This window comes from Pseudomonas sp. RHF3.3-3 (assembly GCF_048069595.1).
GTDB classification, from domain to species: Bacteria; Pseudomonadota; Gammaproteobacteria; order Pseudomonadales; family Pseudomonadaceae; genus Aquipseudomonas; species Aquipseudomonas fuscovaginae_B.
In genome coordinates this window covers 647,208-670,279 of the sequence record NZ_CP182250.1, presented here as the reverse complement: position 1 = coordinate 670,279, position 23,072 = coordinate 647,208, and the positions used below count along the sequence as shown (strand labels likewise).

Genomic DNA, 23,072 nt, shown 5'->3' with positions numbered 1-23,072 from the left:
CTTTTTACTGTGGGACAGACGGACCGCCGAGGATACGCGTGTCGCAAAGTCCTCACAAGACTGACCGGTCACCCGTGTCAAGGGTCGCAACCTACGACTTTGGCCCAAGAGCCACGGAATACAAGGCGCAAACTGTTCACAATCGAGATGAAAAATGTCTACACTTTTTCTCGAAAGGCTCTTACAAAGACCTGGTATCACTTCAAGAATAGCAGTCGCCACGCCCCCGCCCTGACGCCGGCCAACCTTGCGCCCACAAAAAAGGCGCTCACAAGGAGCGCCTTCTTCATCAGCGTGGAACAGCCATTCAGGCTGCCCAGTAAAAAGGCCTCAGGCCTTTTTCGCGCCGAATGCACCGAAACGATCGGCGAACTTCTGAACGCGGCCGCCGGTGTCCAGAGTCTTCTGCTTACCGGTGTAGAACGGGTGGCACTCGTTGCACACGTCGATTGCCAGAGGCTTGGCGAAGGTCGAACGGGTTTCGAACTTGTTGCCGCAGCTGCAGGTAACGGCAACTGCTGGGTATTCTGGATGAACGTCTGGTTTCATGGTGACTTCCTCGGCTAGCGTGCCGCCGCCCAACACTATTGTTGAACACCGCACGTAATTTAGCCGGCGATAATACCACCCTTGCAGAATGAAGCAAGCTGTCACCGGCACCAGTCGTCTGCTAGGCTCCCGCCCTTCTCATCGCCATTACCCGGGATAACCGCGTGTCCGAAGCCATTCTGCGCCTCGCCCTGCCCTCGCCCCTGCGCCGCCTGTTCGACTACCGGGCGCCCAAGGGAGTGCCGCGTAACGCGCTGCACCCCGGCATGCGGCTGCGGGTGCCATTCGGGCGCCGGGAAATGATCGGCATTCTGGTGGAAGTGGCCGAGCACAGCGAAGTCCCGGCGGACAAGCTCAAGCCGGCACTGGCCCTGCTCGACACCACGCCACCGCTGCCGCCGGCGCTGTTCCGGCTGTGCCTGTGGACCGCCCAGTATTACCAGCACAGCCTCGGCGACACCCTGAGCTGGGCCCTGCCGGTGCTGCTGCGCCAGGGCGAGCCGGCCGAGGCGCGCCAGGAGCGTTTCTGGTCGATGGCACCGGGCGCGCGCCTCGACGACCCACGGATCGCCCGGGCACCCCGCCAGCGCGAGGCCCTGGCCACCCTGGCGCAGCACCCCCACGGCGTGGCACACCAACTGCTGGGCAAACTGCAACTGAGCAAGGACAGCCTCGACCTGCTGCTGGCCAAGGAACTGGTGCAGGTGGAAATCCGCAGGCACGCCCCCGGCGAGCGCCACGAGCACTGGCTGGCGCAACCGGAACTGCCGCTCAACGAGGAACAACGTGCCGCCTGCACGGCAATCCGTACCGGCTTCGACAGCTTTCACGCCTTCCTGCTGGCCGGCGTCACCGGCAGCGGCAAGACCGAAGTCTACCTGCAACTGATCCGCGAAACCCTGGAGGCCGGCAAGCAGGCCCTGGTGCTAATCCCGGAGATCAACCTCGGTCCACAGACCCTGGCGCGCTTCGAGCAGCGCTTCAACGCCCGGATCGCCTTGCTGCACTCCGCCGTCAACGATCGCGAACGTCTGGATGCCTGGCTCGCCGCCCGCGACGGCGAAGCCGACATCATCATCGGCACCCGCTCGGCGCTGTTCACACCGATGAAGACCCCCGGGCTGATCATCATCGATGAAGAGCACGACGGCTCCTATAAACAGCAGGAAGGCCTGCGCTACCACGCCCGCGATCTGGCCCTGGTCCGCGCCCGCCAGGAAAACATCCCGATCGTGCTGGGCTCGGCCACCCCGTCACTGGAAAGCCTGCACAACGCCCATATCGGCCGCTACGGCCTGCTGCGCCTGACCCAACGCGCCGGCGGCGCCAAGGAACCGCGTTTCCTGCGCCTGGACGTGAAAAGCCGCCCACTGGACAGCGGCATCTCCGGGCCGATGCAGCAGGCCATCGGCCAGACGCTCGCGGCCGGCCAGCAGGTGCTGGTGTTCCTCAACCGCCGTGGCTTCGCGCCCACGCTGTTGTGTCACGACTGCGGCTGGATGTCCGAATGCTCGCGCTGCGATGCACGCATGACCGTACACCAGCGCTATGGCGAACTGCGTTGCCATCATTGCGGCAACGTCGAACGGGTACCGCGCAATTGCCCACAATGCGGCAAGGTCGACCTGCGCCCGGTCGGTGCCGGGACCGAGCGGGCCGAAGAGCGCCTGGCGATCCTGTTCCCCGACTACCCGGTGTTGCGGGTCGACCGCGACAGCACGTCGCGCAAGGACGCGATGAACCAGCTGTTCACCACCATCCAGAAAGGCCAGCCGTGCATCCTGGTCGGCACGCAGATGCTTGCCAAGGGCCATCACTTCCCACGGGTGACCCTGGTCGCGATCCTCGATGCCGATGGTGGCCTGTTTTCCGGTGACTTCCGCGCCAGCGAACGCATGGCCCAACTGATCGTCCAGGTCGCGGGCCGTGCCGGGCGGGCGGAAGAGCCGGGCAAGGTGATCATCCAGACCCACCTGGCGGATCATCCGTTGCTGGTGCAGTTGACCGAACAGGGTTACTTCGCCTTCGCCGAACAGGCCCTGAGCGAGCGCCGCGCCGCCGGCCTGCCGCCGTTCGCGCACCTGGCCCTGCTGCGTGCCGAAGCCCACAAGCCAGGCCAGGCGGAAGGTTTCCTCGATGAGGCCTGCAGCGAGGCGGAACGCCTGCTGGGTGAGATGGAGCTGGGTGGCATCGAGCTGTTGGGGCCGGTACCGGCACCGATGGAGCGCCGTGCCGGGCGTTTCCGCGCGCAATTGCTGCTGCAGGCCAACGCCCGCGCGCCGCTGCATCGCCTGTTGAGCCATTGGCTGCTGGTGCTGGAACAGATGCCGGGTGGGCGGCAGGTCAGGTGGTCGCTGGATGTCGATCCGGTGGACCTCTATTGATCGCGAGATCCTCTTCGCGGGCAAGCCACGCTCCTACAGGACGGAGTCGAACACAAATCTTGTGTACGCCACGGACCTGTAGGAGCGTGGCTTGCCCGCGAAGTGTCCCTCAAGCACACCACAAGTCCGCAACCTGTTGGCAAGCTCGCCCCGGCAACGGATAATATCCAGTTTTTCCACCTGCGCCTTGGGCGCCGCCGCGCTCGCGGTCGAAAGAGAAGACCATGAAAGACACCATTCGCCAGCTGATCCAGCAAGCCCTCACCCAACTCGTCAACGAAGGTGTGTTGCCTGAAGGCCTGACGCCGGCGATCCAGGTCGAGAACACCCGCGACAAGACCCATGGCGATTTCGCCAGCAACATCGCGATGATGCTGGCCAAGCCTGCCGGCCTGAAGCCCCGCGACCTGGCGGAAAAGCTGATCGCCGCCCTGCCGGTCGATGAAAACGTCAGCAAGGCGGAGATCGCCGGCCCCGGCTTCATCAATTTCTTCCAGAACACCCAGGCCCTGGCCTCGCGCCTGGACGCCGCCCTGGCCGACGCCCGCCTCGGCGTGCGCAAGGCCGGCGCGGCCCAGCGCACCGTGGTCGACCTGTCGGCACCGAACCTGGCCAAGGAAATGCACGTCGGCCACCTGCGCTCGACCATCATCGGCGATGGCGTGGCGCGGGTCCTGGAGTTCCTCGGCGACACCGTGATCCGGCAGAACCACGTCGGCGACTGGGGCACCCAGTTCGGCATGCTGATGGCCTACCTGCAGGAAAACCCCATCACCAGCGACGAGCTGTCGGACCTGGAGAACTTCTACCGCGCCGCCAAGCAGCGCTTCGACGAGTCGCCCGAGTTCGCCGACCGCGCCCGCGGCCTGGTGGTCAAACTGCAGGCCGGCGATGCCGAGTGCCTGGCGCTGTGGACCCGCTTCAAGGACATCTCGCTGTCCCACTGCCAGAAGATCTACGAACTGCTCAACGTCAAGCTGACCATGGCCGACGTCATGGGTGAAAGCGCCTACAACGATGACCTGATCAACGTGGTCAACGACCTCAAGGCCGCCGGCATGCTGGTCGAGAGCAACGGCGCCCAGTGCGTGTTCCTCGACGAGTTCAAGAACGCCGAAGGCGAGCCGCTGCCGGTGATCATCGTCAAGGCCGATGGCGGCTACCTCTACGCCACCACCGACCTGGCCGCCGTGCGCTACCGCAGCCGCCAGCTCAAGGCCGACCGCGCGCTGTACTTCGTCGACCAGCGCCAGGCCCTGCACTTCCAGCAGGTGTTCGCCGTGGCCCGCAAGGCCGGCTTCGTGACCCATCCGATGGAAATGGAGCACATGGGCTTCGGCACCATGAACGGCGCCGACGGCCGTCCGTTCAAGACCCGCGACGGCGGCACGGTCAAGCTGATCGACCTGCTGACCGAAGCCCGCGAGCGCGCCTACAACCTGGTCAAGGAAAAGAACCCGGACCTGGCCGAAGCCGAACTGCGCGAGATCGCCCGGGTCGTGGGTATCGGCGCAGTGAAGTACGCCGACCTGTCCAAGCACCGCACCAGCGACTACAGCTTCAACTTCGACCTGATGCTGAATTTCGAAGGCAACACCGCACCGTACCTGCTGTACGCCTACACCCGCGTGTCCGGCGTATTCCGCAAGCTGGGCAAGGACTTCAGCGAAGTCGACGGGCAGATCGTCCTCGAAGCCGCCCACGAGCAGGAACTGGCGGCGAAGCTGGCGCAGTTCTCGGAAGTGCTCAATAGCGTTGCCGAGAAGGGCACGCCGCACATCCTCTGCACCTACCTGTACGATGTCGCCGGCCTGTTCTCCAGCTTCTACGAGAACTGCCCGATCCTCGGCGCCGATACCCCGGCCCGCATGCAGAGCCGCCTGCGCCTGGCGGCGCTGAGCGGTCGTACCCTAAAGCAAGGCCTGGAGCTGCTGGGCCTGGAAACCCTGGAGCGCATGTAAGTTGGCAGCGAAGAAAAAACCCGCACCGAAACGCGGCGCCAGCCGCTACCAGGCTCCCGAAAAGAAGCCGATCCCGGGCTGGTTGTGGCTGGCCATCGGGCTGGGCGTTGGCGCCTTCATCGTCTTCCTGATGAAACTGGAACCGGGCAAGGGCGATGACGTCAAGCGCGTGCGCCAGGAACAGCAGAAAGCCGCCAAGGTCGCCGAAGCCAACAAGACGCCTCCGAGCCCGACCCAGCCGGTGAAGCCCAAGTACGACTTCTACACCCTGCTGCCGGAATCGGAAGTCATCGTGCCGCCGGAGGCCGTGCCGGAGAAAACCCTGCCGACCCCGCAGACCGTGCCAACCCCGCAAACACCGGTGACCCCGGCCGAAGCGGCGAAGATCGACACCGCCCGGGCCCAGGCGGCGCTGGCCGGGATCACCCCGCCACCGCCACCACCGGTGGCCAAGGCGGAACCGGCGGCGGTGACGAAGTTCTTCCTGCAGGCCGGTTCGTTCCGCAAGGAAGCCGACGCGGACAAGGTCCGGGCGCAGATCATCCTGCTCGGCCAGGCGGTTTCGGTGGAGTCCGGCACGGTGAAGGACGAGACCTGGTATCGGGTCCTGGTCGGTCCGTTCAGCAACCGCGAACAACTGACCACGGCCCAGAAACAACTGGCCGCCAGCGGTTTCAGCAATCTGTTGTTACAACAACGCCAGAGCCGCTGACCCTGCCGGCCTCTACGGAGGGTTGGGCCGGGCTTGAAGGCCCATGCGCTGGCCAGTCAGGCGCCCACGGGCCCGTGTCGCACGCCGATTGCGTGCACGGCCCGCCCTCCCTGCGGAGCCGGCTTGCTGGCGATCCGCCGCAGACGACCATTCAATATCGTCCTTGGCGCTGGCAAGGCCACTATCGCCAGCAAGCCGATTCCCACAGGATGACGCGCACTTCTCCTACACCACTCGTCCCCCAACCTCACCCGAGGTTGAAAATCCCTGCACCACCCCCATATGAGTTTCCATCAGGCATTTTCGCCCCGCTGCGTGGAGACACTCCCTTGACCACCATCGTTTCAGTTCGCCGCCACGGCAAAGTCGTCATGGGTGGCGACGGCCAGGTTTCCCTCGGCAATACCGTCATGAAGGGCAACGCCAAGAAGGTTCGCCGCCTCTATCACGGCCAGGTACTCGCCGGCTTCGCCGGTGCCACCGCCGATGCCTTCACCCTGTTCGAACGTTTCGAAGGTCAACTTGAAAAACACCAGGGCCACCTGGTCCGTGCCGCCGTCGAACTGGCCAAGGAATGGCGTACCGACCGCTCCCTGAGCCGCCTGGAAGCCATGCTGGCGGTTGCCAACAAGGACGCCTCGCTGATCATCACCGGCAACGGCGACGTGGTCGAACCGGAGCACGGCCTGATCGCCATGGGCTCCGGCGGCAACTATGCCCAGGCCGCGGCCAGCGCCCTGCTGAAGAAGACCGACCTGTCGGCCCGCGAGATCGTCGAGACCGCCCTCGGCATCGCCGGCGACATTTGCGTATTCACCAATCACCACTTCACTATTGAGGAGCAGGACCTCGCGGAATAGGCAGTGCCAGCCCTGTATCGACACTGACTCAACCGCTTGAGGCCCCACATACCATGTCCATGACTCCCCGCGAGATCGTCCACGAACTCAATCGCCATATCATCGGCCAGGACGATGCCAAGCGCGCTGTCGCCATTGCCCTGCGCAACCGCTGGCGCCGGATGCAGCTCCCTGAAGAGCTGCGCGTCGAAGTGACGCCCAAGAACATCCTGATGATCGGCCCGACCGGCGTCGGCAAGACCGAAATCGCCCGGCGCCTGGCCAAGCTGGCCAACGCCCCGTTCATCAAGGTCGAAGCGACCAAGTTCACCGAAGTCGGCTACGTCGGACGCGATGTCGAATCGATCATCCGCGACCTGGCGGACGCCGCGATCAAGCTGCTGCGCGAGCAGGAGATGGTCAAGGTCCGCCACCGCGCCGAAGACGCTGCCGAGGAACGCATCCTCGACGCCCTGCTGCCACCGGCCCGCTCCGGGTTCAACGAAGAGGCCCAGCCAAGCCAGGACTCCAACACCCGCCAGTTGTTCCGCAAGCGCCTGCGCGAAGGCCAGCTGGATGACAAGGAGATCGAGATCGAAGTCGCCGAGCACACCGGCGTCGATATCTCCGCGCCACCGGGCATGGAAGAGATGACCAACCAGTTGCAGAGCCTGTTCGCCAACATGGGCAAGGGCAAGCGCAAGAGCCGCAAGCTCAAGGTCAAGGAAGCGCTCAAGCTGGTCCGCGACGAGGAGGCCGGGCGCCTGGTCAATGACGAGGAACTCAAGGCCAAGGCCCTCGAGGCGGTCGAACAGCACGGCATCGTGTTCATCGACGAGATCGACAAGGTCGCCAAGCGCGGCAATGTCGGGGGTGCCGACGTGTCCCGCGAGGGTGTGCAGCGCGACCTGTTGCCGCTGATCGAAGGCTGCACCGTCAACACCAAGCTGGGCATGGTCAAGACCGACCACATCCTGTTCATCGCTTCCGGTGCGTTCCACCTGAGCAAGCCGAGCGACCTGGTTCCCGAGCTGCAGGGCCGCCTGCCGATCCGTGTCGAGCTCAAGGCGCTGAGCCCGGAAGACTTCGAGCGCATCCTCAGCGAGCCACATGCTTCGCTGACCGAACAGTATCGCGAACTGCTCAAGACCGAAGGCCTGAACATCGAGTTCCAGCCGGAAGGCATCAAGCGCCTGGCGGAGATCGCCTGGCAGGTCAACGAGAAGACCGAGAACATCGGCGCCCGTCGCCTGCACACGCTGCTGGAGCGGCTGCTCGAGGAAGTCTCGTTCAGTGCCGGTGACCTGGCCGGCGCCCAGGGTGCCGAGCCGATTCGCATCGACGCCGACTACGTCAACAGCCACCTCGGCGAATTGGCGCAGAACGAAGACCTGTCGCGGTATATCCTGTAAAGAACGCCACCTCCCTGCAGGAGCGTGGCTTGTCCGCGAATGGGGCCTCAAGGCCGTCAAAAACTTCGCGGGCAAGCCCTGCTCCTGCAAGAGCGGCTTTCACATCGACAGGTCCGCGCACGTCATGACAACCCGCATCCCCACCGCCATCAATCTGCACAAGGCCTCAAAAACCCTGACCCTCAAATACGGTCCGGACGAGGAATACCATCTGCCCGCCGAGTTCCTGCGGGTGCACTCTCCCTCCGCCGAGGTCCAGGGACACGGCCAGCCGATCCTGCAGTTCGGCAAGCTCAACGTCGGCCTGAGCAAGCTCGAACCCGCCGGCCAGTACGCACTGAAACTGACCTTCGACGACGGCCATGACAGCGGCCTGTTCACCTGGGATTACCTCTATCAACTCGCCTGTCGTCAGGATGACTTGTGGGCCGAGTATCTTGCCGAACTCAAGGCAGCCGGAAAATCCCGCGACCCTTCCGAATCGATCGTCAAGCTGATGCTCTAGCTCGCGCGTCTTGCCATTTGGGGCGTATTTTCTAATCTGTTCTGATCCAATACCCGGAAGCAGCGGCTGACGTTCGGCGCGCTTGCGAAAAAAATTAAACTCGGGTAACCAATGGACTTGGCAAGTCCCGTGCATTTAACGATGCGCAATCAACCGGTCACCCGAGCAGCAGTACTTGGCATTCGTTGTGCCTGGTCGCACAGTGTTTACCCGGTACTCGTCTCAGGACAATGGAGCGTCGTAGATGAGTGACAAGAACAGCGATGACCTCAAGCGTCAGGCCTCGGAAAACACCCTGGGCCTGAACCCCGTCGTCGGCTTGCGTAGAAAGGATCTTCTGACTTCGGCACGAATGGTACTGGCCCAGACCCTCCGGCAGCCCATCCACAGTGCCAAACACGTCGCCCATTTCGGCGTCGAACTGAAGAACGTGCTGTTCGGCAAATCCGAGTTGCAGCCGGACAACGACGACCGTCGCTTCTCTGACCCGGCCTGGAGCCAGAACCCGCTCTACAGGCGCTACCTGCAGACCTACCTGGCCTGGCGCAAGGAACTCCACGACTGGATCGACGACAGCTCGCTCTCGGCCCAGGACATCAGCCGCGGACACTTCGTCATCAACCTGCTGACCGAAGCCATGGCCCCGACCAACACGGCGGCCAACCCGGCGGCGATCAAGCGGTTCTTCGAGACCGGCGGCAAGAGCCTGCTCGACGGCCTGTCGAACCTGGCCAAGGACCTGGTGCACAACGGCGGCATGCCCAGCCAGGTCAACATGAGCGCCTTCGAGGTCGGCAAGAACCTCGGCACCAGCGAAGGCGCCGTGGTGTTTCGCAACGACGTGCTGGAGCTGATCCAGTACGGGCCGATCACCGAGCAGGTGCATGAACGCCCGCTGCTGGTGGTGCCGCCACAGATCAACAAGTTCTACGTCTTCGACCTGAGCCCGGACAAGAGCCTGGCGCGCTTCTGCCTGCGCAGCCACCAGCAGACCTTCATCATCAGCTGGCGCAACCCGACCAAGGCGCAGCGCGAGTGGGGCCTGTCGACCTATATCGAGGCGCTCAAGGAGGCTGTCGACGTGGTCTGCGCGATCACCGGCAGCAAGGACCTCAACATGCTCGGCGCCTGCTCCGGCGGCATCACCTGCACCGCCCTGCTCGGCCACTACGCGGCCCTGGGCGAGAAGAAGGTCAACTCCCTGACCCTGCTGGTCAGCGTGCTCGACACCACCCTGGACACCCAGGTCGCGCTGTTCGTCGACGAACAGACCCTGGAAGCCGCCAAGCGCCACTCCTACCAGCAGGGCGTGCTGGAGGGCAGCGACATGGCCAAGGTGTTCGCCTGGATGCGGCCCAATGACCTGATCTGGAACTACTGGGTCAACAACTACCTGCTGGGCAACGAGCCGCCGGTGTTCGACATCCTCTTCTGGAACAACGACACCACCCGCCTGCCCGCCGCGTTCCACGGCGACCTGATCGAGATGTTCAAGAACAACCCACTGGTACGCGCCGATGCACTGGAAGTGTGCGGCACGCCGATCGACCTGAAGAAAGTCGACGCCGACATCTTCGCCCTGGCCGGTACCAACGATCACATCACGCCGTGGAAGTCCTGCTACAAATCGGCGCAACTGTTCGGTGGCAAGGTCGAGTTCGTACTGTCGAGCAGCGGCCATATCCAGAGCATCCTCAACCCGCCGGGCAACCCCAAGTCGCGCTACATGACCAACGAGGAGATGCCGGCCAAGGCCGAGGACTGGCAGGAAAACTCCACCAAGCATACCGACTCCTGGTGGCTGCATTGGCAAGCCTGGCTGGCGGCGCGCTCGGGCAAGCTGAAGAAGTCGCCGACCAGCCTGGGCAGCAAGGCATACCCGTCGGCCGAGGCGGCACCGGGCACCTACGTGCACGAGCGATAGACCGCGCCGCCCCTTGTAGGAGCCGGCGGTACGGCGACTCCTGCAAGGATCGCGTGCACATGAGGGATCACGTGCACACAGAAGCAGGATTCAACACAGGGCTCGCAGCATGCCGCAACCGTTCATTTTCAGAACCATCGAGCTGGACGGCCAGACCATCCGTACCGCGGTTCGCCCCGGCAAGCCACACCTGACGCCACTGCTGATTTTCAACGGCATCGGCGCCAACCTGGAGCTGGTGTTTCCGTTCGTCCAGGCGTTGGACCCGGACCTCGAAGTGATCGCCTTCGACGTCCCCGGCGTCGGTGGTTCGTCCACACCCAGCCGCCCCTATCGCTTTCCCGGCCTGGCCAAGCTCAGCGCGCGGATGCTCGACTACCTGGACTATGGCCAGGTCAATGCGGTCGGGGTGTCCTGGGGTGGCGCACTGGCGCAGCAGTTCGCCCACGATTATCCGGAGCGTTGCAAGAAGCTGATCCTGGCGGCCACCGCCGCCGGCGCGGTCATGGTCCCGGGCAAGCCCAAGGTGCTGTGGAACATGGCCAGCCCGCGCCGCTACATTCAACCCTCCCACGTCATCCGTATCGCGCCGACCATCTACGGCGGCGCCTTCCGACGCGATCCGCACCTGGCCGCCGAACACGCGGCCAAGGTGCGTTCGGCCGGCAAGCTGGGCTACTACTGGCAACTGTTCGCCGGCCTCGGCTGGACCAGCATCCACTGGCTGCACAAGATCCGCCAGCCGACCCTGGTACTGGCCGGCGACGATGATCCGCTCATTCCGCTGATCAATATGCGCCTGCTGGCCTGGCGTATTCCCAATGCCCAGCTACACATAATCGATGACGGCCACTTGTTCCTGATCACCCGGGCCGAAGCCGTGGCGCCCATCATCATGAAGTTCCTCGACGAAGAACGTCAGCGGGCCGTCATGCACCCGCAACCGGCGCCCTTCAAGAGCACCTGAGGGGCACCCATTCGCAGCGTGCCCACCGGCAGGATATCGGCAGGGCACGTCAGGGACGGGGCAGTGGACAGCCCCGGTCCGATGCGATGTATCGGTTGATCAGCTTGATGACGAAGGAGTGTTGACTCATGCCAGACAGACCAGCGACGGGTTCGCTACCCGCAGCCGCGACGCCCATCAATGTACAGAGTGCGATTACCGGCCTGCGCGGCCAGGATCTGCTCTCCACCCTGCGCAGCGTCGCCACCCACGGCCTGCGCAACCCGCTGCACACGGCGCGGCATGTGCTGGCGCTGGGGAACCAGTTGGGCAAGGTGTTGCTCGGCGAGACACCGCACCAACCCTCTCCACGTGACTCGCGCTTCACGGACCCGGCCTGGAGCCTGAACCCGTTCTACCGACGTGGCCTGCAGGCCTACCTGGCGTGGCAGACCCAGGTCCGGCACTGGATCGACGAAAGCCGGATGAGCGATGACGAGCGCGCCCGGGCGCACTTCATCTTCACGCTGTTCAACGATGCGGTGGCGCCGTCCAACACCCTGCTCAACCCCCTGGCGGTCAAGGAGCTGTTCAATTCCGGTGGCAACAGCCTGGTGCGCGGCATCAGCCACCTGGTGAACGACATGCTGCACAACAACGGCCTGCCCAGCCAGGTCACCAAGCATGCCTTCGAAGTCGGCAAGACCGTGGCCACCACCCAGGGGGCGGTGGTGTTTCGCAACGAGCTGCTGGAGCTGATCCAGTACCGGCCGATGAGCGAAAAGCAATACGCCAGGCCGCTGCTGATCGTGCCGCCACAAATCAACAAGTACTACATCTTCGACCTCAGCCCGACCAACAGCCTCGTGCAGTACGCCCTGAAAAACAGCCTGCAGGTGTTCATCATCAGCTGGCGCAACCCCGACGTGCGCCACCGTGAATGGGGCCTGTCGAGCTATGTCGAGGCGGTGGAGCAGGCGATGAACGTCTGCCGGAGCATCACCGCGAGCCGCGAGGTCAACCTGGTGGGCGCCTGCGCCGGCGGCCTGACCATCGCCGCCCTGCAAGGCTACCTGCTGAGCAAGCGGCAGTTGCGCCGGGTCGCCAGTGCCACCTACCTGGTCAGCCTGCTCGACAGCCGGCTGGACAGTCCGGCCACCCTGTTCGTCGACGAGCAGACCCTGGAGGCAGCCAAGCGCCGCTCCTACCAGCAAGGCGTGCTGGACGGCCGGGACATGGCCAAGGTGTTCGCCTGGATGCGGCCCAATGACCTGATCTGGAACTACTGGATCAACAATTACCTGCTGGGCAAGGAGCCGCCGGCCTTCGACATCCTCTACTGGAACAACGACCACACCCGCCTGCCGGCCGCGCTGCATGGCGACCTGCTGGACTTCTTCAAGCACAACCCGCTCAGCCACCCTGGCGGGCTGGAGGTCTGCGGCACGCCCATTGATCTGCAGAAAGTCACGGTGGACAGTTTCCATGTCGCCGGCATCAACGACCACATCACGCCATGGGACGCGGTCTATCGCTCGACCCTGCTGCTGGGCGGCGACCGCCGCTTCGTGCTGTCCAACAGCGGCCACATCCAGAGCATTCTCAACCCGCCGGGCAACCCCAAGTCCACCTACATCGAAAACCTCAAGCTGAGCAGCGACCCGCGGGCCTGGTACTACGATGGTCGGCAGGTCCAGGGCAGCTGGTGGCCACAATGGCTGGAATGGCTCCAGTCGCACTCGGGAGCCCTCAAGGAAACCCGGCTGACCCTCGGCGACGCCAGGTATCCAACCATGGAAGCCGCACCCGGCACTTATGTGCGGGTGCGATGACTCTCACCGGACACGGCTGCCCGGCAGCCGTGACACCCAACCTAAGAAGACTGGATGAAGACCCGCGACCGGATTCTTGAATGCACACTGCAACTGTTCAACCAGAAGGGCGAACCGAATGTCTCGACCATGGAAATCGCCAATGAACTGGGGATCAGCCCGGGCAATCTCTACTACCACTTTCATGGCAAGGAGCCTCTGGTGCTCGGGCTTTTCGAGCGCTTCCAGGCGGAGCTGGCACCGCTGCTGAACCCTCCGGCGGATGCCGAACTGGCACCGGAGGACTACTGGTTCTTCCTGCACCTGATCGTCGAGCGCCTGTCCCAGTACCGCTTCCTGTTCCAGGACCTGTCCAACCTGGCCGGCCGGCTGCCCAAGCTCGCCAGGGGTATCCGCAACCTGCTCAACGCGCTCAAGCGTACCCTCGCCTCGTTGCTGGCGCAGTTGAAGACCCAGGGCTTCATCGTCAGCGACACCCAGGCGCTGGGGCAATTGGTGGAACAGATCACCCTGACCCTGCTGTTCTCGCTGGACTATCAGCGAATCCTGGGCCGCGAGGGCGAAGTCCGGCTGGTGGTGTACCAGATAATGATGCTGGTGGCGCCGCACCTGCTGCCGCCGGCACGGTTGGCGACTGAACGGATGGCCTTGCGTTATCTCGAAGAGCCTTGATAACCGGCCCAAGGTATGGAGCAGAACAGGGCTGCCAAGCCCGAAACAAAAACGCCCGGCCTTCACAGACCGGGCGTTTCCATTGCGCGAAGCGCCACTCAGGACTGAGAGGTCGGCGCCGACGGAGCCGGGGCCGCAGCCGGAGCGGCTGGAGCAGCCGGGGACACCGAATTGGTGGTGGTCGGTGCCACCGCCGGTTTCGCCGCGGCAGGAGTTGCCGGCTTGGCAACGGCCGGCTTGGCCGCCGCAGGCTTTTTCACCGCTGCAGGCTTCGCGGCAGGTTTGGCTGCCGGTTTTGCAGCGGCCGGCTTCGCAGCAGGCTTGGCCGCTGGTTTCGCGGCGGGTTTGGCCGCGGCTACCGGCTTGGCTGCTGGCTTCACGGCTGGCTTGGCAGCCGCCGTCTTGGCCGCAGGCTTGGCGGCGGGTTTTGCAGCCGGCTTGGCTGCCGGTTTGGCCGCAGCGGTTTTAGCTGCCGGCTTGGCGGCGGGTTTGGCCGCAGCCTTGGCCAGCGGCTTGGCCGCCGTCTTCGCTGCCGGTTTGGCTGCCGCCGCTTTCGCCGCCACCGGGGTCACCTTCTGGCCAGTGAGTTGCTCGATCTGCCTGGTCAGGGTGTCGACCTTGCTGTGCAGGGCCTTGACCTCATTGCGGCTGGGAACACCCAGACGCGAGATGGCACTGTTCAGACGCTTGTCGAAAGCCTCCTCCAGTTCGTCCCACTTGCCCAGGGCGCGTTCCTTGACGCCGGTGATGCGCGACTTGGCCGAACCGGCGGAGTCCTTGGCCGCCTCGACAGTCTTGCCCACTGCACTCTTGGTCAGCTTCTCGGCTTTCTCACCGTCCTTCACCAGGCTCTCGAAGACCTTGCTGCCGTCACTGTCGATTTTCGAGTACACGCCTAAACCGGCCAGCCAGATCTTGCGGGAGTATTGCTCAACCTTCCCGATCCACGAGCTGCCTTCTTTCTCAGTATTCTTCTTGCCAGCCATCCCGTTCTCCTTAATGTTTACGCGCGACACGTTCGAGCAATGCCGTCAACTCATCGAGCTTAGCAGAGAGTGCCTCAACGTCATGTTTAGACGGAATCCCGATGCGATTCAAGGCACTGGCGACACGGCTGTCGAACGCTTTCTCGACCTTGTCCAGTTGCACTTCGACCCGACCCTTGAGGCCGCTGACATCGCTCTTCACGCTGTCGATCTGGCTGTTGGCGGCTTCAAGCTTTGCGTCGACAGCCTTTTTCCCTTCCTTTTCAATTGCTTGGCCGGCCTTGACGAGTTCCTGGAAGTACTCGCTGCCTTCCTTGCCGACCTTGGCGTAGGCGCCCAGACCCGCCAACCAGATCCTGCGGGCATAGAGTTTCACTTCAGCCAGGGCGGTGGGCTGAACGTCGGATTTTTTCTTCAGACTGACTTTGGCCATGGTGCACCTCACACGTGAACGGTTGGAGGAACTGCCCGCGCAAGCGGGGACTGCAGCACAAAGTAGTGGCAAAAATTAGAATGGGCACCCTAACCGATGTGGCCAGGGGTCACTTGTGGAAACCGGATTCACCCGTGGCAGCCGGCTCCCACAGGATTGACTGCCACAGGTTCGGATCCGACGGGTTCAGGCCAGCGCCTTGTCCAGCGCCTTCTCGATCTCGCTCTTGATGGTGCCGCTCATGGCCGACATCAGCATGCCCAGCTCGACATCCACCCTGATCCGGTCCTCGGCGATCGTCACCTCGCCGCTGACGCCGGAGCGCTTGAGGCTGACGGTATCACCCGACCAACGCGGCGCCAGGCCATACTGGTCGGCCAGTTTCTGCACCAGCGCCTCGGCCTTCTCACGCGCGCCTGCCAGACCGAGATGATGGGCACGCTCGACACTAATCCGGGCCATCGATTGACTCCTGTTCCATGAATGTAGGCCGGGGCGGCCTTGAACTGCGCTGCGTCAATCCGCCCCGGTCGCCCACTATACTTACATTCCGCCTTTGCCAAGACAAAGCCGGCTACCGGGATTAGAATGGCCCGCATTCTCTTCTGGTGACAGCGATATGACTGATCAGCGCAAAGGCAGCGATGCCGAACCCACCACACACTTCGGCTACAAGAATGTGCCGGAAAGCGAAAAGGCCGGCAAAGTCGCCGAAGTCTTTCACTCGGTGGCCGCCAAGTACGACCTGATGAACGACGTCCTTTCCGGCGGCATGCACCGCCTGTGGAAGCGTTTCACCATCGAGCTGTCGGGCGTGCGCCCCGGTAACCGGGTGCTGGACATCGCCGGCGGCACCGGCGACCTGGCGGCGAAGTTCTCGCACCTGGTGGGTCCCACCGGCCAGGTGGTGCTGGCCGATATCAACGCCTCCATGCTCAAGGTCGGCCGTGATCGCCTGCTGGATCGCGGCGTGGCCGGCAATATCGAGTTCGTCCAGGCCGACGCCGAGAAGCTGCCGTTCCCGGACAACCACTTCGACTGCGTGACCATCGCCTTCGGCCTGCGCAACGTCACCCACAAGGAAGATGCCCTGCGCTCCATGCTGCGGGTGCTCAAGCCCGGTGGCCGCCTGCTGGTGCTGGAGTTCTCCAAGCCGACCAACGCGCTGATGTCCAAGGTCTACGACGCCTACTCGTTCGCCTTCATGCCACTGGCCGGCAAGCTGATCACCAACGACTCGGAAAGCTATCGCTACCTGGCCGAATCGATCCGCATGCACCCGGACCAGGAAACGCTCAAGTCGATGATGGTGGACGCCGGCTTCGACCGCGTGACCTACCACAACATGACTTCGGGCATCGTCGCCCTGCACCGCGGCATCAAGCCCTGATGCTGCTCAGCGGCCTTCTCGCCGGCGTCGAACACGGCCTCAACCGTGTGCTGCGCCTGGACAGCACTGCCCTGGGCCGCCTCGGGCACCTGACGGGCAAGGTCATCGAGGTCGACAGCCCGGCCTTGAAGCTGTTCATCCTGCCCAGCGACGAAGGCCTGCTGCTGGCCGCCCACTGGGCCGCCGAGGCCGACTGCATCCTCCGTGCGTCCACCACCCGCCTGCTCAACCTGGCCCTGAGCAAGGACAAGAGCGCCGTGCTGCATGGCCCGGACGTGCACCTGGAAGGCGACAGCGCGGTGCTGCTGGACCTGGCCGGAGTGCTGCAGGACCTGGAGCTGGACTGGGAGTACGAGCTGTCGCGCTGGCTCGGCCCGGTCGCCACGCAACTGGTCAGTGGCCACCTGCGCAGCCGTGCCGGCTGGTACCGGCAGGGTTTCGCCAGCCTGAACCAGAACCTGGCCGAGTACCTCAGCGAAGAGTCGCGGGCACTGGTCGGCAAACACGAGGCCGAAGCCCGTTTCGCCGAACTCGACCGGCTCAAGCTCGATCTAGAACGACTCGAGGCACGTTTCGAACGCCTCTCCCGATCCCTCAATTCCAGCGATAACGCATGAAGCTGCTCGCCGTCCGCCGTCTGTTACGCATTCTGAGCGTGGTCATCCGCTACCGTCTCGATGACCTGCTGTTCGACCTGCCCCTGCCCTGGTTCCTCCTGGCATTGCGTTTCGCCCTGCCGTGGCGCTGGTTGCCGCGCAAGCCGCTGGACCTGAGCCGCGGTGCACGGCTGCGCCTGGCCCTGCAGGACCTGGGACCGATCTTCATCAAGTTCGGGCAGATCCTCTCGACCCGTCGCGACCTGCTGCCCGAGGACATCGCCGACGAGCTGATGCTGCTGCAGGACCGTGTCCCACCGTTCGACCCGCAGAAAGCCGTGGAGCTGATCGAGTCGCAACTGGGCCGCAAGATCGGCGAAGTCTTCAGCCGCTTCGACATCGAACCGCTGGCCTCGGCCTCGGTGGCCCAGGTCCACGCCGCGCAGCTCAAGAGCGGCGAGGAAGTGGTGGTGAAAGTCATCCGTCCAGGTCTCAAGCCGGTGATTGCCCAGGACCTGGCCTGGCTGTTCCTGCTCGCCCGCACGGCCGAGCGGCTCTCCGCCGACGCCCGCCTGCTGCATCCGGTGGACGTGGTCAGCGACTACGAGAAGACCATCTACGACGAACTCGACCTGCTGCGCGAGGCGGCCAATGCCAGCCAGTTGCGGCGCAACTTCGAAGGCTCGGACATGATGTACGTGCCCCAGGTCTACTGGGACTGGTGCCGGCCGAAGGTGCTGGTGATGGAACGCATCTACGGCATCCAGGTCACCGACCTCGCGACCCTGGCCGACCAGCGTACCGACATGAAGCTGCTCGCCGAACGCGGCGTGGAGATCTTCTTCACCCAGGTGTTCCGCGACAGCTTCTTCCACGCCGACATGCACCCCGGCAATATCTTCGTCAGCACCGTCAAGCCGTGGAGTCCGCAGTACATCGCCATCGACTGCGGCATCGTCGGCAGCCTGACTCCGCAGGACCAGGACTACCTGGCCCGCAACCTGTTCGCCTTCTTCAAGCGTGACTACCGCCGCGTCGCCCAGTTGCATATCGACTCGGGCTGGGTTCCGGCGGACACCCGACTCAACGAGTTCGAGGCGGCGATCCGCACCGTCTGCGAACCGATCTTCGAAAAGCCGCTGAAGGACATCTCCTTCGGCCAGGTGCTGATGCGCCTGTTCCAGACCGCGCGGCGCTTCAACATGGAAGTCCAGCCACAGCTGGTGCTGCTGCAGAAGACCCTGCTCAACATCGAAGGCCTGGGCCGCCAGCTGTACCCGGAACTGGACCTGTGGAGCACCGCGCAGCCGTTCCTCGAACGCTGGATGCGCGAACGGGTCAGCCCGAAAACCCTGCTGGGCAACCTGCAGAGCCAGGTCGAGCAACTGCCGCACCTGGCCAACATGACCCGCGACCTGCTCGAACGCCTGTCGCAGCCCCATGCCGCCGACCCGCAGCCGCCGTACAAAAAGCGCAAGGACGACTGGCTGCTGCGTCTGCTCGGCTCACTGCATCTTGGGGGGGGCGCGTTTCTCGCCGCCAACGGGCCGCTGCACGAATGGGGTCACTGGCCGGCGGCAGTCATGCTGGCCATTGGTTTGTATCTGGTCGTGCGCCGATAGCCAGCAAGGCTCGCGGCTGGCAAACTGTTCATTCGCCGAGGCCCAACCACGCAGGTTGCGCCCGGTTGTCGGAGTCGAAAATGAAAGACTGGCTGGACGAGATCAAGTGGGACAGCGACGGCCTGGTGCCGGCGATTGCCCAGGATCACAAGACCGGGCGCGTGCTGATGATGGCCTGGATGAACCGCGAGGCGCTGCAACTGACCGCTCGCGAGAACCGCGCCATCTACTGGTCACGTTCACGTGGCAAACTGTGGCGCAAGGGCGAGGAGTCCGGCCACGTGCAGCATCTGCATGAAATGCGCCTGGATTGCGACGCCGACGTGATCATCCTGATGGTCGAACAGGTCGGCGACATCGCCTGCCACACTGGCCGCCAAAGCTGCTTCTACCGCGTCTACGAAAACGACGGCTGGAAGACGGTCGATCCGGTCCTCAAGGACCCGCACAGCATCTACGCAGCAGGACACTGAACATGACTGATACCCTGACCCGTCTGGCCCAGGTACTGGAAGAGCGCAAGGGTGCGGCACCCGACAGTTCCTATGTCGCCAGCCTGTACCACAAGGGTCTGAACAAGATTCTGGAAAAGGTTGGCGAGGAGTCCGTCGAAACCATCATCGCGGCCAAGGACGCTGCCCTCAGCGGCGACTGCAGCGACGTGATCTACGAAACCGCCGACCTGTGGTTCCACAGCCTGGTCATGCTCGCCCAGCTGGGCCAGCATCCGCAGGCCGTGCTGGATGAATTGGACCGTCGCTTCGGACTGTCCGGACACGCCGAGAAAGCCTCGCGTCCGTCCGCCTGAACAACTTTTCGAGAGGAGAAACACCATGGGCATTTTTGACTGGAAACACTGGATCGTCATCCTGATTGTCGTCGTGCTGGTGTTTGGTACCAAGAAGCTGAAGAACCTCGGCACCGACGTCGGCGAGTCGATCAAGGGCTTTCGCAAGGCCATGAACGATGACGAGAAGCCGGCCGAGCCGGTGGTCCCACCGACCGTGCAACCTGCCCAGCCACAGCCGGGCGCCCAGCAGAACGCGCCACACACCATCGATGTACAGGCGCAGAAGGTCGAAGAGCCCCGCAATCATTCGTGAGCACTGAATAATGTTCGGTATCAGCTTCAGTGAACTGCTGCTCGTCGGCCTGGTGGCGCTGCTGGTCCTCGGCCCCGAGCGCCTGCCGGGTGCCGCGCGCACGGCTGGCCTGTGGGTCGGACGGCTGAAACGCAGCTTCAACGCGATCAAGCAGGAAGTGGAACGGGAAATCGGTGCCGACGAAATCCGTCGGCAACTGCACAACGAGCACATCCTGTCCCTGGAACAGGAGGCTCGCAAGATCCTGTCGCCGGTCCAGGAGCCGGCTCCCCAGGCTCAGCCCCAGAGCCAGCCGGCCGCCCAATCCGTGACCCAGCCGGCCGGTGAAACACCGCTGCCGAGCGACCTGCCACCGGCCACCGTCGCCCCGGGCGATGCCGTACCGGTGCTCGGCGCCGTCGAACCGGCCCCGCATGTTCCGGGCGAAACCGTCACTCCCGCGCCGACGCCAAGTGCGCCAGCTTCTCACGACCCAACTGTGCCGCCGCGAGCCCCATGAGCGATTTTCCGGAAAACGACCAGCAGATGCCGCTGGTCTCGCACCTTACCGAGTTGCGCACCCGCCTGCTGCGCTGTGTCGCGGCAACCTTCCTGATCTTTGCCGGGTTGTTCGCCTTCACCCAGCAGATCTACACCTTCGTCTCCACGCCATTGCGCCAGTACCTGCCGGCCGGCGCGACGATGATCGCCACCGACGTCTCCTCGCCGTTCCTGACGCCGCTCAAGCTGACCATGATGGTCTCGCTGTTCCTGGCGATCCCGGTGATCCTGCACCAGATCTGGGGTTTCATCGCCCCGGGTCTGTACAAGCATGAGAAACGCGTGGCCGTGCCGCTGCTGGTGTCCAGCATCATCCTGTTCTACACCGGCATGGCTTTCGCCTATTACCTGGTGTTCCCGCTGATCTTCAAGTTCTTCGCCGCCGCCACCCCGGCCGGCGTCGAGATGATGACCGACATCACCAGCTACCTCGACTTTGTCATGACGCTGTTCTTCGCCTTCGGCGTGGCGTTCGAGATCCCGGTGGCCGTGGTGCTGCTGGTGTGGATCGGCGTGGTCGACGTCAAGTACCTGAAGAAGATCCGCCCGTACGTGATCATCGGCTGCTTCGTGGTCGGCATGATCCTGACCCCGCCGGACGTGTTCTCGCAGACGTTGCTGGCGGTGCCAATGTGGCTGCTGTTCGAGATCGGCGTGCTGTTCGGCGGCCTGGTCAGCAAGCGTGGCGAGGCGTCGGAAGAGAAACCCACCGACACTGGCCCACAGCCGCCAGCCCCGCTCGCGTGAACCTGCTGCTTCTGGAAGAGGCCGACTTCATTGCGGCCGACCGGGTGGTGCTGCGTGACCGGCGCCTGACTCACATGCAGGAAGTCCATCGCGTCGCGGTGGGCGACAGCCTGCGGGTCGGCCGGCTCGGCGGGCTGATGGGCAATGCCCGGGTCCTGCACCTGGAGGCCGGTGAAGCCCAGCTGCAGGTCAGCCTCGACCAGCCACCGCCGGCCAAGCTGCCGCTGACCCTGGTGCTCGCCCTGCCGCGCCCGAAGATGCTCCGCCGGGTCTTCCAGACCATCGCCACCATGGGCGTGCCCAGGCTGGTGCTGGTCAACAGTTACCGGGTGGAGAAGAGCTTCTGGCAGACACCGTTCCTGGAACCCGAGGCGATTCGCGAGCAACTGGTCCTGGGCCTGGAACAGACCCGCGACACCGTACTGCCGCAAGTCATCATCGAGAAGCGCTTCAAGCCTTTCGTCGAGGATCGCCTGCCGGCCATCAGCGCGGGCACCCTGGGCCTGGTCGGCCATCCGGGCCACTACCCGCCCTGCCCACGGGCGGTGGACGAACCGGTCACCCTCGCCATCGGCCCCGAAGGCGGCTGGATTCCCTACGAAATCGACCTGCTGGGCAAGGCCGGCCTGCAACCGGTGCAGCTCGGCGAACGGATCCTGCGGGTCGAAACCGCCGTCACCGCCCTGCTCGCCCGCCTGTTCTGAACGCTCCCGGGGCACCAGCAGACCTGTGGAAGCTGATGTTCCCCCCCAGAAGATCAGTTCCCACGGGTTCCGTGGGGCACATTGAAGGATCGCGGCGCTACAGAATCGCTCTACGCCGCCGATACAACGGCAATATTGGAAATCCGTCCGCCACCAGGCGTACGAGCGCCGTCAGGAGTCCGACCCATGTACCGTTGGCTAACCCAGAGCCTGGGCAATGTGAGCATCAACCTGAAACTCGGTATCGGCTTCGGCCTGGTACTGCTCCTGACCATGCTCATCACCTTCACCGGCTGGAGCGGCCTGGGTTCGGTGATCAACCGTGGCGACAAGCTGGGCTACATTTCCTCGCTGAACATGCTGACCAAGGACCTGCGTATCGCCCGCCTGGACTACGAGATGCGCAAGGGCGAACAGGGCCCGGGCACCGTCGCCGGCCTGCTGGACAAGCTGGAAAACGGCCTGCAAACAGCCCGCCAGCAGTTACAGACCCCGGAAAGCATCACACTGATCGACCAGCAACTGGCCACCCTTGTCCAGTACAAGCGCGCGTTCGCCGACATGACCCAGGCCACGCAGAACCGCGAGGCCGCCCGCAGCAAACTCGGCGCCAGCGCCGACAATGCCGTCGCCAAGGTTGCAGAGGTCGAGAAATCGATGCTGCAGGGCGACAGCATCGCCCAGTTCAACAGCGTGATCGAGCTGAGCAAACTGATCCAGCAGGCCCGTTTCCAGGTTCGCGGCTACACCTACAGTGGCCGCAGTGATGCCGAGCAACCCGCACTGGATGCCATCGACAACGCTCTGAAGAACCTGGAGAGCCTGCCGGCCAGACTGCCCGAGCAGCACCTGGCCAACCTGCAGCAGGCCAGCGACTCCCTCAAGGCCTATCGGGCTGCCGTCAGCGCCTTCCGCGACTCCCAGATCGCCAGCGCCCAGGCGCTCAAGAATATGGAGGAGCAAGGCAACCATCTGCTGGAACTGAGCAACCAGCTGACCGACCTGCAGACCGCCCGCCGCGACAGCGATGCCGACCAGGCGAAGAGCCTGCTCGGCATTTCCGCCGGCCTGGCCCTGCTGTTCGGCATCATTGCCGCCTGGACCATCACCCGGCAGATCGTCACACCACTGCAGCAGACCCTCAAGGTGGTCGAGCGCGTTGCCTCCGGCGACCTCAGCGAGGACCTGCAAGTCAGCCGCCGCGACGAACTCGGC

General features: G+C 64.1%; 23 protein-coding genes and 1 pseudogene. 20 read left to right on the top strand and 4 right to left on the bottom strand.

Going from position 1 to position 23,072, the window contains the following annotated elements; translation table 11 throughout:
• Nucleotides 1-330 precede the first annotated feature (330 nt).
• The gene (rpmE, locus tag ACMGT0_RS02985; RefSeq protein WP_054059108.1) at nt 331-549 is read right to left on the bottom strand and encodes a 50S ribosomal protein L31; all 219 of its coding nucleotides are present in this window, start codon (nt 547-549) and stop codon (nt 331-333) included.
• A gap of 164 nt (nt 550-713) precedes the next feature.
• Between rpmE and ACMGT0_RS02980 the strand changes: the two genes are divergently transcribed.
• From ACMGT0_RS02980 to ACMGT0_RS02935, 10 genes are all read left to right on the top strand, one after another.
• Nucleotides 714-2,933 carry a primosomal protein N' gene (locus ACMGT0_RS02980; RefSeq protein ID WP_416771421.1) on the top strand — a complete coding sequence of 740 codons (2,220 nt, stop codon included), beginning with the start codon at nt 714-716 and terminating at the stop codon, nt 2,931-2,933.
• Nucleotides 2,934-3,157: 224 nt separating this feature from the next.
• Complete coding sequence (gene argS / locus ACMGT0_RS02975; protein WP_054061522.1) at nt 3,158-4,894, top strand: arginine--tRNA ligase; 1,737 nt, start codon at nt 3,158-3,160, stop codon at nt 4,892-4,894.
• Nucleotide 4,895: 1 nt separating this feature from the next.
• Nucleotides 4,896-5,606, top strand: coding sequence for an SPOR domain-containing protein (locus tag ACMGT0_RS02970; RefSeq protein ID WP_054062074.1), 711 nt, complete (start codon nt 4,896-4,898; stop codon nt 5,604-5,606).
• A 329-nt stretch (nt 5,607-5,935) separates the two neighbouring features.
• Nucleotides 5,936-6,466, top strand: coding sequence for an ATP-dependent protease subunit HslV (gene hslV, locus ACMGT0_RS02965; RefSeq protein ID WP_017901757.1), 531 nt, complete (start codon nt 5,936-5,938; stop codon nt 6,464-6,466).
• Nucleotides 6,467-6,519: 53 nt separating this feature from the next.
• The gene (gene hslU / locus ACMGT0_RS02960; protein ID WP_054060056.1) at nt 6,520-7,857 is read left to right on the top strand and encodes an ATP-dependent protease ATPase subunit HslU; all 1,338 of its coding nucleotides are present in this window, start codon (nt 6,520-6,522) and stop codon (nt 7,855-7,857) included.
• Nucleotides 7,858-7,981: 124 nt separating this feature from the next.
• The gene (locus tag ACMGT0_RS02955; RefSeq protein WP_054060055.1) at nt 7,982-8,362 is read left to right on the top strand and encodes a gamma-butyrobetaine hydroxylase-like domain-containing protein; all 381 of its coding nucleotides are present in this window, start codon (nt 7,982-7,984) and stop codon (nt 8,360-8,362) included.
• Nucleotides 8,363-8,606: 244 nt separating this feature from the next.
• Nucleotides 8,607-10,286 carry a class II poly(R)-hydroxyalkanoic acid synthase gene (gene phaC / locus ACMGT0_RS02950; RefSeq protein ID WP_054062073.1) on the top strand — a complete coding sequence of 560 codons (1,680 nt, stop codon included), beginning with the start codon at nt 8,607-8,609 and terminating at the stop codon, nt 10,284-10,286.
• A 109-nt stretch (nt 10,287-10,395) separates the two neighbouring features.
• A complete protein-coding gene (gene phaZ, locus ACMGT0_RS02945; RefSeq protein WP_054060053.1) occupies nt 10,396-11,253 on the top strand; it encodes a poly(3-hydroxyalkanoate) depolymerase in 858 nt (285 codons plus the stop codon).
• Nucleotides 11,254-11,381: 128 nt separating this feature from the next.
• Nucleotides 11,382-13,064 (top strand): class II poly(R)-hydroxyalkanoic acid synthase, encoded by a 1,683-nt coding sequence (gene phaC / locus ACMGT0_RS02940; protein WP_416771416.1) that lies wholly within the window; start codon nt 11,382-11,384, stop codon nt 13,062-13,064.
• 54 nt (nt 13,065-13,118) lie between these two features.
• On the top strand, nt 13,119-13,736 hold the full coding sequence (locus ACMGT0_RS02935; protein ID WP_054060051.1) for a TetR/AcrR family transcriptional regulator: 618 nt from the start codon (nt 13,119-13,121) through the stop codon (nt 13,734-13,736).
• Between the two features lie 98 nt (nt 13,737-13,834).
• Here ACMGT0_RS02935 and ACMGT0_RS02930 read toward each other — a convergent pair whose 3' ends face one another.
• The 3 genes from ACMGT0_RS02930 to ACMGT0_RS02920 all read right to left on the bottom strand — a co-directional run bounded on the left by ACMGT0_RS02930 (nt 13,835) and on the right by ACMGT0_RS02920 (nt 15,617).
• Nucleotides 13,835-14,722: a phasin family protein gene (locus ACMGT0_RS02930; protein ID WP_416773403.1), complete on the bottom strand. Its 888-nt coding sequence runs from the start codon at nt 14,720-14,722 to the stop codon at nt 13,835-13,837.
• A 10-nt stretch (nt 14,723-14,732) separates the two neighbouring features.
• On the bottom strand, nt 14,733-15,155 hold the full coding sequence (locus tag ACMGT0_RS02925; RefSeq protein ID WP_054060524.1) for a phasin family protein: 423 nt from the start codon (nt 15,153-15,155) through the stop codon (nt 14,733-14,735).
• Between the two features lie 186 nt (nt 15,156-15,341).
• Nucleotides 15,342-15,617: a polyhydroxyalkanoic acid system family protein gene (locus ACMGT0_RS02920; RefSeq protein ID WP_054060523.1), complete on the bottom strand. Its 276-nt coding sequence runs from the start codon at nt 15,615-15,617 to the stop codon at nt 15,342-15,344.
• 157 nt (nt 15,618-15,774) lie between these two features.
• Between ACMGT0_RS02920 and ubiE the strand changes: the two genes are divergently transcribed.
• From ubiE to ACMGT0_RS02870, 10 genes and pseudogenes are all read left to right on the top strand, one after another.
• The gene (gene ubiE, locus ACMGT0_RS02915; RefSeq protein WP_054060522.1) at nt 15,775-16,545 is read left to right on the top strand and encodes a bifunctional demethylmenaquinone methyltransferase/2-methoxy-6-polyprenyl-1,4-benzoquinol methylase UbiE; all 771 of its coding nucleotides are present in this window, start codon (nt 15,775-15,777) and stop codon (nt 16,543-16,545) included.
• Nucleotides 16,545-17,162, top strand: a complete 618-nt coding sequence (locus tag ACMGT0_RS02910; RefSeq protein ID WP_054060521.1) for a ubiquinone biosynthesis accessory factor UbiJ — start codon at nt 16,545-16,547, stop codon at nt 17,160-17,162. Before ubiE ends, ACMGT0_RS02910 begins: the two co-directional genes overlap by 1 nt.
• The gene (ubiB, locus tag ACMGT0_RS02905; protein ID WP_416771414.1) at nt 17,159-18,763 is read left to right on the top strand and encodes a ubiquinone biosynthesis regulatory protein kinase UbiB; all 1,605 of its coding nucleotides are present in this window, start codon (nt 17,159-17,161) and stop codon (nt 18,761-18,763) included. The genes ACMGT0_RS02910 and ubiB overlap by 4 nt, the downstream gene beginning before the upstream one ends.
• An 80-nt stretch (nt 18,764-18,843) precedes the next feature.
• Nucleotides 18,844-19,236 carry a phosphoribosyl-AMP cyclohydrolase gene (gene hisI / locus ACMGT0_RS02900; protein WP_054060519.1) on the top strand — a complete coding sequence of 131 codons (393 nt, stop codon included), beginning with the start codon at nt 18,844-18,846 and terminating at the stop codon, nt 19,234-19,236.
• A 2-nt stretch (nt 19,237-19,238) separates the two neighbouring features.
• Nucleotides 19,239-19,571 (top strand): phosphoribosyl-ATP diphosphatase, encoded by a 333-nt coding sequence (locus tag ACMGT0_RS02895; protein ID WP_054060518.1) that lies wholly within the window; start codon nt 19,239-19,241, stop codon nt 19,569-19,571.
• 25 nt (nt 19,572-19,596) lie between these two features.
• A complete protein-coding gene (locus ACMGT0_RS02890; protein WP_017903199.1) occupies nt 19,597-19,866 on the top strand; it encodes a twin-arginine translocase TatA/TatE family subunit in 270 nt (89 codons plus the stop codon).
• 10 nt (nt 19,867-19,876) lie between these two features.
• Nucleotides 19,877-20,365, top strand: a complete 489-nt coding sequence (gene tatB / locus ACMGT0_RS02885) for a Sec-independent protein translocase protein TatB (RefSeq protein WP_054062068.1) — start codon at nt 19,877-19,879, stop codon at nt 20,363-20,365.
• A complete protein-coding gene (gene tatC, locus ACMGT0_RS02880) occupies nt 20,362-21,153 on the top strand; it encodes a twin-arginine translocase subunit TatC (RefSeq protein ID WP_054060874.1) in 792 nt (263 codons plus the stop codon). The genes tatB and tatC overlap by 4 nt, the downstream gene beginning before the upstream one ends.
• The gene (locus ACMGT0_RS02875) at nt 21,150-21,857 is read left to right on the top strand and encodes a 16S rRNA (uracil(1498)-N(3))-methyltransferase (protein ID WP_273822609.1); all 708 of its coding nucleotides are present in this window, start codon (nt 21,150-21,152) and stop codon (nt 21,855-21,857) included. The genes tatC and ACMGT0_RS02875 overlap by 4 nt, the downstream gene beginning before the upstream one ends.
• Before the next feature lie 186 nt (nt 21,858-22,043).
• Nucleotides 22,044-23,054, top strand: a pseudogene (locus tag ACMGT0_RS02870) (methyl-accepting chemotaxis protein); the annotation flags it as partial.
• Between the last annotated feature and the right edge of the window lie 18 nt (nt 23,055-23,072).

Bases quoted from the DNA above. Each gene is read 5' to 3' on its own strand.
- hisI (WP_054060519.1), top strand. From the start codon at position 18,844: ATGAAAGACTGGCTGGACGAGATCAAGTGGGACAGCGACGGCCTGGTG.
- ACMGT0_RS02910 (WP_054060521.1), top strand. From the start codon at position 16,545: ATGCTGCTCAGCGGCCTTCTCGCCGGCGTCGAACACGGCCTCAACCGT.
- ACMGT0_RS02895 (WP_054060518.1), top strand. From the start codon at position 19,239: ATGACTGATACCCTGACCCGTCTGGCCCAGGTACTGGAAGAGCGCAAG.
- ACMGT0_RS02935 (WP_054060051.1), top strand. From the start codon at position 13,119: ATGAAGACCCGCGACCGGATTCTTGAATGCACACTGCAACTGTTCAAC.
- phaC (WP_416771416.1), top strand. From the start codon at position 11,382: ATGCCAGACAGACCAGCGACGGGTTCGCTACCCGCAGCCGCGACGCCC.
- rpmE (WP_054059108.1), bottom strand. From the start codon at position 549: ATGAAACCAGACGTTCATCCAGAATACCCAGCAGTTGCCGTTACCTGC.
- argS (WP_054061522.1), top strand. From the start codon at position 3,158: ATGAAAGACACCATTCGCCAGCTGATCCAGCAAGCCCTCACCCAACTC.
- ACMGT0_RS02955 (WP_054060055.1), top strand. From the start codon at position 7,982: ATGACAACCCGCATCCCCACCGCCATCAATCTGCACAAGGCCTCAAAA.
- ACMGT0_RS02920 (WP_054060523.1), bottom strand. From the start codon at position 15,617: ATGGCCCGGATTAGTGTCGAGCGTGCCCATCATCTCGGTCTGGCAGGC.
- phaZ (WP_054060053.1), top strand. From the start codon at position 10,396: ATGCCGCAACCGTTCATTTTCAGAACCATCGAGCTGGACGGCCAGACC.
- ubiB (WP_416771414.1), top strand. From the start codon at position 17,159: ATGAAGCTGCTCGCCGTCCGCCGTCTGTTACGCATTCTGAGCGTGGTC.
- ubiE (WP_054060522.1), top strand. From the start codon at position 15,775: ATGACTGATCAGCGCAAAGGCAGCGATGCCGAACCCACCACACACTTC.
- tatC (WP_054060874.1), top strand. From the start codon at position 20,362: ATGAGCGATTTTCCGGAAAACGACCAGCAGATGCCGCTGGTCTCGCAC.
- ACMGT0_RS02930 (WP_416773403.1), bottom strand. From the start codon at position 14,722: ATGGCTGGCAAGAAGAATACTGAGAAAGAAGGCAGCTCGTGGATCGGG.
- tatB (WP_054062068.1), top strand. From the start codon at position 19,877: ATGTTCGGTATCAGCTTCAGTGAACTGCTGCTCGTCGGCCTGGTGGCG.
- phaC (WP_054062073.1), top strand. From the start codon at position 8,607: ATGAGTGACAAGAACAGCGATGACCTCAAGCGTCAGGCCTCGGAAAAC.
- ACMGT0_RS02925 (WP_054060524.1), bottom strand. From the start codon at position 15,155: ATGGCCAAAGTCAGTCTGAAGAAAAAATCCGACGTTCAGCCCACCGCC.
- hslU (WP_054060056.1), top strand. From the start codon at position 6,520: ATGTCCATGACTCCCCGCGAGATCGTCCACGAACTCAATCGCCATATC.
- ACMGT0_RS02890 (WP_017903199.1), top strand. From the start codon at position 19,597: ATGGGCATTTTTGACTGGAAACACTGGATCGTCATCCTGATTGTCGTC.